This is a genomic window from Bradyrhizobium sp. WYCCWR 12699, from assembly GCF_032144035.1.
Classification (GTDB): domain Bacteria; phylum Pseudomonadota; class Alphaproteobacteria; order Rhizobiales; family Xanthobacteraceae; genus Bradyrhizobium.
Genome location: NZ_JAVTJN010000030.1, coordinates 578,669 through 590,650 on the forward strand (window position 1 = coordinate 578,669; position 11,982 = coordinate 590,650).

The 11,982-nt window shown below is 65.5% G+C and carries 10 protein-coding genes; 9 read left to right on the forward strand and 1 reads right to left on the reverse strand.

Going from position 1 to position 11,982, the window contains the following annotated elements; all coding sequences use genetic code 11:
• The first annotated feature begins 23 nt into the window (after positions 1–23).
• The 8 genes from RPS27_RS13480 to RPS27_RS13515 all read left to right on the forward strand — a co-directional run bounded on the left by RPS27_RS13480 (position 24) and on the right by RPS27_RS13515 (position 9,251).
• Entirely contained in the window at positions 24–719 is a 696-nt protein-coding gene (locus RPS27_RS13480) for a hypothetical protein (protein WP_212064916.1), read from the forward strand.
• A 280-nt stretch (positions 720–999) separates the two neighbouring features.
• Positions 1,000–3,435 (forward strand): DNA topoisomerase (ATP-hydrolyzing) subunit B, encoded by a 2,436-nt coding sequence (gene gyrB / locus RPS27_RS13485; protein WP_194405106.1) that lies wholly within the window; start codon positions 1,000–1,002, stop codon positions 3,433–3,435.
• 128 nt (positions 3,436–3,563) lie between these two features.
• The gene (locus tag RPS27_RS13490) at positions 3,564–4,202 is read left to right on the forward strand and encodes a phospholipid scramblase-related protein (protein WP_212064915.1); all 639 of its coding nucleotides are present in this window, start codon (positions 3,564–3,566) and stop codon (positions 4,200–4,202) included.
• Between the two features lie 11 nt (positions 4,203–4,213).
• Positions 4,214–4,681 (forward strand): hypothetical protein, encoded by a 468-nt coding sequence (locus tag RPS27_RS13495; protein ID WP_212064914.1) that lies wholly within the window; start codon positions 4,214–4,216, stop codon positions 4,679–4,681.
• A 141-nt stretch (positions 4,682–4,822) separates the two neighbouring features.
• Positions 4,823–6,118 (forward strand): UDP-N-acetylglucosamine 1-carboxyvinyltransferase, encoded by a 1,296-nt coding sequence (gene murA, locus RPS27_RS13500; protein ID WP_212064913.1) that lies wholly within the window; start codon positions 4,823–4,825, stop codon positions 6,116–6,118.
• Positions 6,119–6,306: 188 nt separating this feature from the next.
• Positions 6,307–7,701, forward strand: coding sequence for an MATE family efflux transporter (locus RPS27_RS13505; RefSeq protein WP_212064912.1), 1,395 nt, complete (start codon positions 6,307–6,309; stop codon positions 7,699–7,701).
• Positions 7,702–7,780: 79 nt separating this feature from the next.
• Positions 7,781–8,431, forward strand: a complete 651-nt coding sequence (locus RPS27_RS13510) for a 2-hydroxychromene-2-carboxylate isomerase (RefSeq protein ID WP_194405110.1) — start codon at positions 7,781–7,783, stop codon at positions 8,429–8,431.
• Between the two features lie 172 nt (positions 8,432–8,603).
• The gene (locus RPS27_RS13515) at positions 8,604–9,251 is read left to right on the forward strand and encodes a DUF6064 family protein (protein ID WP_212064911.1); all 648 of its coding nucleotides are present in this window, start codon (positions 8,604–8,606) and stop codon (positions 9,249–9,251) included.
• Positions 9,252–9,264: 13 nt separating this feature from the next.
• Here RPS27_RS13515 and RPS27_RS13520 read toward each other — a convergent pair whose 3' ends face one another.
• Positions 9,265–10,380, reverse strand: a complete 1,116-nt coding sequence (locus RPS27_RS13520) for an FUSC family protein (RefSeq protein ID WP_211415343.1) — start codon at positions 10,378–10,380, stop codon at positions 9,265–9,267.
• Between the two features lie 119 nt (positions 10,381–10,499).
• Between RPS27_RS13520 and RPS27_RS13525 the strand changes: the two genes are divergently transcribed.
• Positions 10,500–11,867: an MmgE/PrpD family protein gene (locus RPS27_RS13525; RefSeq protein WP_212064910.1), complete on the forward strand. Its 1,368-nt coding sequence runs from the start codon at positions 10,500–10,502 to the stop codon at positions 11,865–11,867.
• The last annotated feature ends 115 nt before the right edge of the window (positions 11,868–11,982 follow it).

The window sequence follows — 11,982 nt, forward strand, 5'->3', positions numbered from 1 at the left end:
CGCGACCTTCCGGGAGAATGGACATGACGACGGCAAGACGCGGGACGAAGGTCCCGGCACGATGGCGGCTGTTGGTGTGCAGTCTCACTCTGCTTGCGAGCTGCTCGCAGCAGCCGCTGACCGCAGCAGATGCCCACGCCGACATGCCCGTGCCGACGCGAGCCAGCCACTCGAGCTTCAGCCGCACCAGCGCGGACGGGGTCGAAGTCCCGCTCCGGCTCGAGCTCAAGGCCGAGGTGCCCGCCGAGCTCGGCGACGTCCTCGCCTTCTACCGCACGGAGCTTGGAAAGCGCGGCTGGCAGGAAAAGCCCGATGGCACGGTGGTCACCGCCGATCGCGCCCTGCTCGCCTTCGCCTCTCCGAAGGGGCCGGGCACGCTGACGCTCGGCCGTGCCAAGGGCGAGACCACGATCGACCTGGTGCAGCGAAATACGCAGGCCGCGGCCAAGGCCAACTTCCTGCCAATGCCAGGACAAGCACGGCTGATCTTCGGCTATCTCGTGCCTGATGTGGCCTCGCTCGCGATCAACGATCAAATCGTCAAGATCGCGGGCGGCTTAAATCATCCGCAAACGCTGGATCTGCCGCCCGGCACCTATTCCTACACCCTGCACGTGTCGGGTCATCTGGTGCGCAGCGACACCATCACGCTGGCCGCGGACCAAGCGTGGTTCCTCAAGCTGCGTGACGGCGACGGCGAGTCCGACCAGATCTACTGAGCCGACGGCCGCTCCGCGGCGCCGAGGCGCCTTGGGAAGAGGCTCCGCGCCCCGCAAAATCCACGTCTTTGAGGACCCGGAACGGGGTCTCGAATCGGGCTTTTCACGGGCCCCGAAATCGGCCCCCAAACGCCTTGAAAACTCGCCAAAAAACCCTATCTCCTCAAAGGGTTGCGGCAGCATACTTTGCGCTAGGCGCAATCTCGCTTTCATGGCACAAATAGCCTGCAAATCAGCGCCTTTTGCGCCGCTGATTCGGGCGACATTTCGAAGGCCTCTCATGACAGAACCTGCTCGGCAGCCCGCTGCCGAAAACGAGCCGTCCAATCCGAGCGACTACGGCGCGGAATCGATCCGCGTGCTCAAGGGTCTCGATGCCGTCCGTAAGCGCCCGGGCATGTATATCGGCGACACCGACGACGGCTCGGGCCTGCACCACATGGTCTACGAGGTCGTCGACAACGCGATCGACGAAGCGCTGGCCGGCCACGCCACGCGTGTCGATGTCGTGCTCAACGCCGACAATTCCGTCACCGTGCGCGACGACGGCCGCGGCATTCCCGTCGACATCCACAAGGGCGAAGGCATCTCGGCGGCCGAGGTCATCATGACCCAGCTCCACGCCGGCGGTAAGTTCGACCAGAACTCCTACAAGGTTTCCGGCGGCCTGCACGGCGTCGGCGTCTCCGTCGTCAACGCGCTGTCGAGCAAGCTCGGCCTGCGCATCTGGCGCGACAACAAGGAGCACTATATCGAGTTCGCCCATGGCGATGCCGTCGCACCGCTGGTGGTGGTCGGCGACGCGCCGGGCAAGCGCGGCACCGAGGTGACGTTCCTGGCCTCGTCCGAGACCTTCAAGAACATCGAATATGATTTCGCGACGCTCGAGCATCGGCTGCGCGAGCTCGCCTTCCTCAATTCCGGGGTCAACATCGCGCTGTCCGACATGCGTCATGCGGTCGAGAAGCGCGAGGAGATGCACTATTCCGGCGGCGTCGAGGAATTCGTCAAATATCTCGACCGCAACAAGAAGGCGATCGTGCCGGCCCCGATCATGGTGCGCGCGGAAGCCAACGGCATCGGCGTCGAGGCGGCCTTGTGGTGGAACGACAGCTACCACGAGAACGTGCTGTGCTTCACCAACAACATCCCGCAGCGTGACGGCGGCACGCATCTGGCCGGTTTCCGCGGCGCGCTGACACGCCAGGTCAACGGCTATGCCGAGGCCAACGCCAAGAAAGAGAAGATCGCGCTGACCGGCGACGACTGCCGCGAAGGTCTCACCGCCGTGCTGTCGGTGAAGGTGCCCGATCCGAAATTTTCCTCGCAGACCAAGGACAAGCTGGTGTCCTCGGAAGTGCGCCCCGTGGTCGAGAACGTGCTCAACGAGGCGCTGCAAGCCTGGTTCGAGGAGCACCCGTCCGAAGCCAAGATGATCGTCGGCAAGGTGATCCAGGCTGCCGCGGCGCGCGAGGCTGCGCGAAAGGCGCGCGAGCTGACGCGCAAGAGTCCCCTTTCGGTCTCCTCGCTGCCCGGCAAGCTCGCCGACTGCCAGGAGAAGGACCCGGCCAAGTCCGAGCTGTTCATCGTCGAGGGCGACTCCGCAGGCGGCAGCGCCAAGCAGGGCCGCAACCGCGAATTCCAGGCCGTCTTGCCGCTCCGCGGCAAGATCTTGAACGTCGAGCGCGTGCGCCCCGACAAGATGCTGGGAAGCGAGCAGATCGGCACGCTGATCACCGCGCTCGGCACCGGCATCAGCGACGAGTTCTCGATCGAGAAGCTGCGCTATCACAAGATCATCGTGATGACGGACGCCGACGTCGACGGCGCCCACATCCGCACGCTGCTGCTGACCTTCTTCTACCGGCAGATGCGCGACATCATCGACGGCGGCTATCTCTATATCGCCCAGCCGCCGCTCTATAAGGTCTCACGCGGCAAGTCCGAGCAATATCTCAAGGACGAGCGGGCGCTGGAGGATTACCTGATCGACGCCGGCCTCGACGACTGCGTGTATATGCCCGGCAACGGCGGTGACCGCACCGGCCGCGACCTGCGCGCGCTGGTCGACGACGCTCGAATCGTCCGCAGCATCCTGCGCAACCTGCACAGCCGCTATAACCGCAAGGTGGTCGAGCAGGCCGCCATCACCGGCGTGCTGAACAAGTCGGTGTACGGCAACCCCGAGAACGCCGCAGCCGCGGCGCAGTACATCGCGACCCGGCTGGACAGCCAGGCCGAGGAGGTCGAGCGCGGCTGGGTCGGCCAATTCGTCGAGGGCCAGGGTTTTGTGTTCGAGCGCACGGTGCGCGGCGTCAAGGAAGCGGCCGTCATCGACGATGCGCTGCTCGGCTCCGCCGAAGCCCGCAAGCTCGACGAGTACGCGCCCAAGCTCCAGGACGTCTATGCCCGCTCCGGCAAGCTGCGGCGCAAGGACAGCGAGCACGTGGTCCACGGTCCGTCCGACCTGTTCGAGGCGGTCACCGACGCCGGCCGCAAGGGCATCTCGCTGCAGCGCTACAAAGGCCTGGGCGAGATGAACCCGGAGCAGCTCTGGGAAACGACGCTCGACACCGAAGCGCGCTCGCTGCTCCAGGTGAAGGTCAAGGAGGTCGACGAGGCCGACGACATCTTCACCAAGCTGATGGGCGACGTGGTCGAGCCGCGCCGCGACTTCATTCAGGAACACTCTCTCAGCGCGACGATCGACATCTGAGGCTTGTTTCGCCTCTCCCGCTTGCGGGAGAGGGGGCGCACCGCCCTCACGGCGGCTCCGCCGCCTGAACCTCATCCCCGGCCACCGCGACAAAATGGCGTAGCTGGCACTGGAAGAGGTCCAAGCGAATGTTGCCGATGTTAGCCGACCAGCACCGCATGTACGTGCAGCAGGTGTTCGAAATGGCCGAGCTCTTCGGCCTCGAAACCCGCAACAAATATCGCATTCGCGACGAAAATGGCCGCGATCTGCTCTATGCTGCCGAACAGCAAAAGGGAGTTCTCGGCTTCCTGTTTCGTCAGCTCTTCGGGCATTGGCGCTCCTTCGAGGTGCATTTCTTCGATGCCGCCCGACAGCCGGTCATGCGCGGCATTCATCCCTTCCGCTTTTTCTTTCAATGTCTGGAGCTGCGCTCGCGTGACGACCGCCTCATAGGAACCATCGAGCGTCAGTTTTCGATCTTCACCAAGCGCTTCCATGTGCACGATGCGCAGGGACGAGTGGTGCTCGAAGTCACTTCGCCACTCTGGAAAGTATGGACCTTTCCGTTCATGCGTGGCGGGCGAGAGCAGGCGCGCGTTGCGAAGAAATGGTCCGGCCTCGGATCCGAGCTGTTCACCGACCGTGATAATTTTCTGGTGGAATATCTGGAACGCAGCCTGACGGAAGACGAGCGCGCGCTGGTTCTCGCAGCTGCGATCTACGTCGATCTCATGTATTTCGAAGTCAAAGGCGAGGGCGGCGTCATCAATTTGTTCCGCAACTGAAGCACCGCGCCGTGACCGCATCCGCAACGACCAGCCCAGCCCTCCCCTCGCGCCGCCTCGGCGTGATCGGCAGCATCGTCGGAGTGCTGGCGTTGATCGCGGCCGTGCTGCCGCACTGGGTCGTACCGGTGCTGTATCCGCCGCCGCCGGCGGACAAGGTGATCGTCGACACCGGCCATCGCCTCAAGGATCGCCTGATCGCGCGGGTCAAGGGCGTCGAGTATCAGGCGCCCCCGCGGGAAAAGTCGCCGGGAAGCCAGCTGAGGGAGATGTCCTCGATCGGCGCGATCTCGCTCGGCCTGCTTGCCATCCTGTTCTCCGTACTCGCGCTGGTGTTTCGCGAAGAGAGGCTTTTGGCCGGGGTCGCGGCCGCGCTTGGCGCGGGCGCCATTGCCGTCGAAATCTCCTTTCTCGTCATGGGCGTCTTGATGCTGATCGTCATCCTTTATGTGGTGGCCAATATCATCGGCTTGTTCTAAACGCCTGGCGCAGCGGGCCTGTTCAGGGCCAATAAGCGGCTTCCGCCGCGACAAGTGCAGAATTGCTACCCTGCTCAATTCTCGGTAGTTTCCGCTCCCGAAGCAGCCCGCCCCAACGCAACAGGACAGCGAGAAACGCAAGTGGCGCCCATCCAATACATCGTCGAGGGCGGTCACCGGCTCTCGGGCTCGATCGAGCCGTCCGGCAACAAGAATTCGGCACTGCCGATCATCGCCGCCGCCCTGCTCACCTCGCATCCGGTGACGCTGGAGAACGTGCCGCGGATCCGCGACACCGAGACGCTGGTCGAACTGATCCGCTCGGTCGGTGCGTCCGCGGAATGGACCGCCCGTAACACGCTCCACATCCACGCCAAGAGCATCCGCGCCGCCGATCTCGACCCCGAGCTGTGCGTGCGGATCCGCGCCTCGATCCTGCTCGCCGGCCCCCTGCTCGCCCGCTGCGGCGAAGTGATGCTGCCGCCGCCCGGCGGCGACGTGATCGGCCGCCGCCGGCTCGACACCCATGTGCTGGCGCTGGAGCAGTTAGGGGCCAAGGTCACCGCGACAGACCGGCTCGAATTCCGCGCGCCCAGGCTGGCCGGCGCGGACGTGTTCCTGGACGAGCCCAGCGTCACCGCGACGGAGAACGCGCTGGTCGCGGCGGTCGCCGCCGACGGCGTCACCTATTTGCGCAACGCGGCCTCCGAACCGCACGTGCAGGACCTCGCCAATTTCCTGGTCGCGCTCGGCGCTCAGATCGAGGGCATCGGCACCAACACCATGATCGTCCATGGGCCGGCGACGCTGGGTGGGACGACCTACCGGATCCAGCCCGACCACATCGAGGTCGGCTCGCTGATCGGGCTTGCCGCGGTGACGCGCTCGCCCCTGCGCATCACGCGCGCCGGCGTCGAGCATCTGCGCTCGATCCGCATGGGGTTCGAGCGGCTCGGCATCGTCTGCCGCGTCGAGGGCGACGACCTGATCGTGCCGTCCAATCAAACATTGAAGATCCAGGACGATTTCGGCGGCCACGTGCCCAAGCTGGAGGACCAGCCCTGGCCGGCCTTCCCGGCCGATCTGATGTCGATCGCGATCGTCACCGCCACGCAATGCGAGGGCGTCATCCTGATGTTCGAGAAGATGTTCGAATCCAGGATGTTCTTCGTCGACAAGCTGATCGCGATGGGTGCGCGTATCGTGCTGTGCGACCCGCACCGCGCGATCATCGCCGGTCCCAGCCGTCTCCACGGCGCAACCATGACCTCGCCCGACATCCGCGCCGGCATGGCGATGCTGCTTGCGGCCGTGTGCGCCCAGGGCACCTCCACCATCAACAACGCCGACCAGATCGAGCGCGGCTACGAGCGCATCGAGGAACGGCTGAACGCACTGGGCGCGAAGATCAAGCGCGTGCCGGAGCGGAAGGGCTGAGGCGCTACCTCTGCATCCGCGAATGGTCTCCTTCCCCGGACGCAGCGCAGCACGTTAGTGATGCGCTGCTGAGCCGGGGCCCATGCCGCCGAGATCTACGCCCGTGACTCCTGGGTCCCGGCTCGCGCTTCGCGCGTCCGGGACACGAGAGCCATGTTTCCGTCGCCCGGCCGTGCTATTGAGCCGCCATGCTCGACACCGTGCAACCTCGTCCGCAGCCGCGAGCCGGCGTGCCGCAAAACCATCTCGCGCAGGAATTCGTCGAGACGCTGCGGCTGGCCGTGCCGCTGATGCTGACGCAGCTCGGGCAGATCGCGATGATCACGACCGATCTCGCGCTGATCGGGCGGCTCGGCGAGGACGCGGTCGCCGCGGCGGCGCTGGCGCACACGGTCTATTTCGTCAGCTTCACCTTCGGCCTCGGCCTGATGTCCGCGGTATCGCCGCTGGCGGCGCAGGCCTTCGGTGCCGGCGACGTCAGGCTGATCCGGCGCTCCTTGCGCGTTGGACTGTGGGTCGCATTCCTGATCTCGCTGCCGATGATGGCCTCGCCGCTCTATGGCGAGCAGATCCTGCTCGCGCTCGGCCAGGCGCCGCAATCGGCCGCGCTGGCGCAACGCTATCTCGACGGATTGGCCTTGGGCATCGCACCGGCGCTCGGCTTCATCGCGCTGCGCAGCATGATGAGCGCGGTGAACCGGCCGCAGCCGCCGCTATGGATCACGCTGGCGGCGATCCCGATCAATGCCGTCCTGGTCTACGCCCTGATCCACGGCCTGTTCGGCCTGCCCGAGCTCGGCCTGTTCGGCGCGGGACTTGGGACCACGCTCGTCAATCTCGGCACGTTCATCGCCACCCTCGCCATCGCGGGGCTGCGCAAACCGTTTTCGGACTACCGCCCGCTCGCCCGGCTGTGGCGGATCGACTGGCCCCTGATGCGCCAGCTGATCGCGATCGGCGCGCCGATCTCGTTTTCCCTTCTGCTGGAATATGGCCTGTTCTCCTCGGCGGCGCTGCTGATGGGGTTGATCTCGACCACCGCGATTGCCGCGCATCAGATCGCGCTGCAGGTCACCGCGGTGCTGTTCATGGTGCCGCTCGGCATCGGCATGGCGGCGACGGTGCGGGTGGGCCACGCCTTCGGCCGGGGCGATCCGGCGGCGGTGAAGCGCGCGGGACTCGCCGCAGCCGTGCTCGGTATCGCGCTCGTCTCGGCCCTGACGCTCGCGATCATCCTCGCTCGCTATGAGCTGGGACGATTGTTCTTCGGGAGCAATGAAGCCAGCGCGCCTACGGTCGGGCTGACCGCCACGCTGCTGCTGGTCGGCGCCACCTTCTTCATCGCCGACGGCCTTCAGACCATCATGGGCGGTGCGCTGCGCGGCATCAACGACACCAGGATGACGCTGCTGTTTGCCGCGATCGGCTATTGGGGCATCGCCTTTCCCGTCGCCTGGGTGCTGGCCTTCCACACGGGGCTGGGCGCGGTCGGCATCTGGGTCGGGTTCTCGGTCGGGACGTTCGTGTATGCCGGGCTGCTGATCTTGCGCTTCCGGATGCTGACGCGCAGACTGGCGGGATGACGCCGACAGGTTACGAAGTCATGCTCTTCCAAAAACTCGTCCTCCGCGGCATGATGGGACCGATCGTGGAGCGGGCCCAATGACGCTGTCCGTCGACCTGTTCTTCTCCTTCCGCAGCCCCTTCAGCTACCTGGCGCTGCCCAAGACTTTGAAGCTCGTGGAGGACTATGATCTCGCCGTGAACCTGCGGCCGGTCTATCCGCTCGCGGTGCGCGTGCCCGGCTTCTTCAAGAAGGCCAGCCCGAATTTCATTCGCTATGTCGTGCTCGACAGCACGCGCGTCGCCCAGCACGAGGGCATTCCGTTCCGCTTTCCCCGGCCCGATCCGATCGTGCAGGACAAGACGAATTTCGATGTCGCGGCCGAGCAACCCTATATCCACCGCCTGACCCGGCTCGGCGCGATGGCGCAGCTCGAGGGACGCGCGCTCGCATTCACTCATGCGATCGCGCGCGTGCTGTGGGATGGTTCGGTCGCCGGATGGAACGAGGGCGACCATCTCGCGCGCGCGGCCGCGAACGCCGGCTTCGATCTCGCCGCGATGGACGCCGCGATCACCGCCGATCCGGATCGCTACGAGCAGGTGATTGCGGAGAACGAGAAAGACCACGCCGCGTCGGGCCATTGGGGCGTGCCGACCTTCGTGTTCGAGAACGAGCCGTTCTTCGGCCAGGACCGCATCGACCTCCTGGTCTGGCGCATGCAGGGCAAGGGCCTGGCGAAGCGCTAGGGCAGATTCCGCGCGATCTCGAAAGCCGTCGCTTGACACGTCGGATACAAGCCGGCCACGCGTACCGACATAGGTCAACATGCCGCGGCCATCAGTGCGTCCCCGTTGACACCGGTCAAACGACTCATCCCACCGGCTGCATAGCGTCTGACATCCGGAAGGAGCCGCGATCATGCTGCCGTTCACGATCGAGCAATTCCTCGGCGTTTTTGCGAGTTACAACCGGGCCATCTGGCCGGCGCAGGTTCTCGCATATCTGATGGGCGGGTTGGCCTTCTCGCTGGTTTTTCGCAAGGGCCGATGGTCCGATCAGATCATCGCCGGAATTCTCGCGTCGATGTGGGCGTGGACCGGGATCGTCTATCACCTGATCTTCTTCGCATCGATCAACAAGCTGGCCTATGTTTTCGGTGCGCTGTTTGCAATGCAGGCTGCGGCCTTCATTTATTTTGCCGCGTCTCGGAGCCACTTGAATTTCGGCTATGCGGAGAGACCGGCGGGATTCATCGGGGTCGCGTTGGTGGTCTACGCAGCGGCGATCTACCCGCTGTTCGGCCTCGAGATGGGTCAACTCCCCAACCAACTACCGATGTTTGGGGTCACGCCGTGTCCCGTCACCATCTTCAGTTTCGGGATGCTGTTGCTGACGAGAGCGCCGGTCTCGCGCTGGCTGCTTGTGATCCCATTCTTGTGGTCGCTTGTCGGAGGCAGCGCCGCGATATTTCTTCGCGTGCCACAAGACTGGGCGTTGCTGATGGCTGGAATTGTCTCTCTGGCACTGCTGATCGTGCGTGACCGGCGAATGGCACCGGCCGGATAGTTCCAGCACCAGCTCACTCCGCGAGCTTCGCCTGCCCACCTGCCGCCGCCTCCGACCATTCGCCGACGACACGATCGAGGTCGCAGAGATTCTGGTGCATCTGCTCCAGCGAGAAGCCGAGCGCGAAGAAGCGCTCGGCGGTGTCGCCGGGATGACCGCGAATCAAACCATCCTGGCGGACGGCGGCGACCGCCTCGGCATAGTGCTGGAGCGCGACGTGGACGGGGTGGATGGGCGGCGCGCCGGCGCCTTCGCGCAAGGCACTGGCTGCCGAACGCAGGAAGCGCGCGATCGCGGTCGACACTTCGGTCAGCGGAGCGGCAAGGCGCATCTGCACCTCGACCGGCAGCGGCACCACGGTGGCGCGGCCGATCATGACGACGTCGTGGCGCAGCCGCAGAACCGTTCGCAGCAGCGGGCCGGTGTCGGGCCCGCTCGACAGGCGGGCGGCGCGCTCGCGTTCGGCCTCCGCGCCGATGGCATTCATGCCCACCATCGCGGTGCCGATGCCGTCCTGGATCCGGTGCAGCGCGTCGTTGTCGCGGCCGCGCGTGAGGCCGGCGAGCAATTCCGTGAAGGCATCCGCGATCAGCTCGAGCAATTGTGCCGCAGCAGCACGAATCTGGCGCACCGCGCGCGAGGGCAGCACCAGGAACGAGACCAAGAGTCCCGTGACCGCGCCGACACCAACCTCGCTGACGCGGTCGATTGCCGACGTCATGGGATCGGAATGATGCATGGTCGGAACCAGCAGCACGATCACGGCGGTCACGGTGGCCGCGCTGAGGCTCGGATTGATCGCAGCGATGAAGGCGAGCGGGGCGACCGAGAGCACCAGGAGCCCGAGCAGGCCCACCTCGCTGGAATAGGGGATCAGGATCGCGATGGCGCCGCCATAGATCGCGCCGCCGATGGTGCCGAGCATGTAGTCGCGCGTTGCCTTCAGCGAGCGCCCGACGCTCATCTGGGTCACGATCAGCGAGGTCAGGACCGCCCAGAGCGGCAATAGCAGATGCAGCGCGGTGGCGAGTGCATAGGCCGCGGTCGCCGCCACGGTGACCCGGATCGCCAATCCCAGTTGGGTCCGCCGCGACCTGATCCGGTCGAACAGCTCTTTTGCGAGTGCCATGGTCAGAAGTCCCGATCCTCTCGAGGCCAGGCAAAAGCATGGCTGCTGCCCGCGGCCGCAAGGCTGCTTGAAAGGCCAAATCAGCCCGCCTAACTTGCGCGCCAAAACGAGGAAACACGATGGCTCACGAAACCGCAACGCTCGCCGCCTATGTCTTCAATCTGAAATACGGGGATATTCCGGCAGAGGTGCTGGAGCGCGCCAAGGTGCTGACGCTGGACTTCCTCGGCAGCGCGATCCGGGCCCGCAGCGAAGCGGAATCGACCCCGTCGATCCTGAAGATGCTGGAGGCGCTGGCACTCGACACCAAGGGCGAATCCACCGTGTTCGGCGACACCAAGACCTGGACACCGGCGGTCGCGGCCCTGCTCAACGGCGCGCTCGGCCATTCCCTCGATTTCGACGACACCCACGCTGATTCCTCGCTGCATCCGAGCGCGCCTGTGGTCCCGGCCGCCTTCGCCGTCGGCGAGATGGTCGGCGCGTCGGGGCGCGACGTGCTGACCGCGATCGTCGCGGGCTATGAGGTCTGCTGCCGGCTCGGCAATGCGCTCGACCCGACCTCGCATTACGCGCGCGGCTTCCACCCGACCGCGACCGCCGGCACCTATGGCGCCGCCGCGGCGGCCGGAAAACTGTTCGGCCTCAGCGAGAAGCAGCTGATCGCCGCCTTCGGCGTCTCCGGCAGCCAGGCCGCGGGCTCGCTGCAATTCCTGGTCAACGGCGCCTGGAACAAGCGCTATCAGGTCGGCGCCGCCGCGATGAACGGCGTGATCGCCGCGACGCTGGCGCGCAACGATTTTGTCGGCGCGACGGAATCGGTCGAGGGCAAGCACGGCCTGCTCGCCGGCTACACCGACGACGCGCATCCGGGCAAGGCGGTCGCCGAGCTCGGCAAGACCTATGAGACCATGAAGATCGGCGTCAAACCCTATCCGAGCTGCCGCTATACGCATGCAGCAATCGACGCGCTGATCGCGATGCGGCGTGAGCACAATCTGACGCCCGACCAGGTGAAGCGCGTCGAGATCGGCTTGCATCGCAACGGCATCACGCTCACCGGCGATGCCGCGACCAAGCGGCATCCGACCTCGATCGTCGGCGGCCAGTTCTCGATGTTCTTCACCGGCGCGCTTGCGCTCGACCAGGGTTCGTTCGGCTGGGACGATTACAACCGCCTCGGCGACGCCGCGATCGATGCGCTCGCCGACAAGTTCGACGTGGTGCAGGATGATCGGTTGGAGGTCGGCCGCACGCATCCGTTCGGCGCCCGGGTCAGCATCACCACGGACGACGGCGTGCACGAGCGGCTCTATGCCGATCCGTCCGGAGAGCCGAATTCGTTCCCGGATGCGCAGGCGATGCAGCAGAAGTTCCTGACGCTGGCGCGCCCGGTGCTGAATGCGCGTGCGGAGAAGTTTGCGGACGCGATCATGACGCTGGAGCGGTTCGATCGCGTGGCCAAGGCGACGGAATTGGGGAGGTAGTCGTTATCTTTCCCACTCTCCCCTTGTGGGAGGGGGTGGCTCGCCGCGCAGCGGCGAGACGGGTGAGGGGTATGCCTCAGCAGACGAATCTCTCTCATCTGTCGTGCGGATAGAT

Coding starts and splice junctions, on each gene's coding strand:
- RPS27_RS13480 (WP_212064916.1), top strand. CDS start 24: ATGACGACGGCAAGACGCGGGACGAAGGTCCCGGCACGATGGCGGCTG.
- gyrB (WP_194405106.1), top strand. CDS start 1,000: ATGACAGAACCTGCTCGGCAGCCCGCTGCCGAAAACGAGCCGTCCAAT.
- RPS27_RS13490 (WP_212064915.1), top strand. CDS start 3,564: ATGTTGCCGATGTTAGCCGACCAGCACCGCATGTACGTGCAGCAGGTG.
- RPS27_RS13505 (WP_212064912.1), top strand. CDS start 6,307: ATGCTCGACACCGTGCAACCTCGTCCGCAGCCGCGAGCCGGCGTGCCG.
- RPS27_RS13510 (WP_194405110.1), top strand. CDS start 7,781: ATGACGCTGTCCGTCGACCTGTTCTTCTCCTTCCGCAGCCCCTTCAGC.
- RPS27_RS13515 (WP_212064911.1), top strand. CDS start 8,604: ATGCTGCCGTTCACGATCGAGCAATTCCTCGGCGTTTTTGCGAGTTAC.
- RPS27_RS13520 (WP_211415343.1), bottom strand. CDS start 10,380: ATGGCACTCGCAAAAGAGCTGTTCGACCGGATCAGGTCGCGGCGGACC.
- RPS27_RS13525 (WP_212064910.1), top strand. CDS start 10,500: ATGGCTCACGAAACCGCAACGCTCGCCGCCTATGTCTTCAATCTGAAA.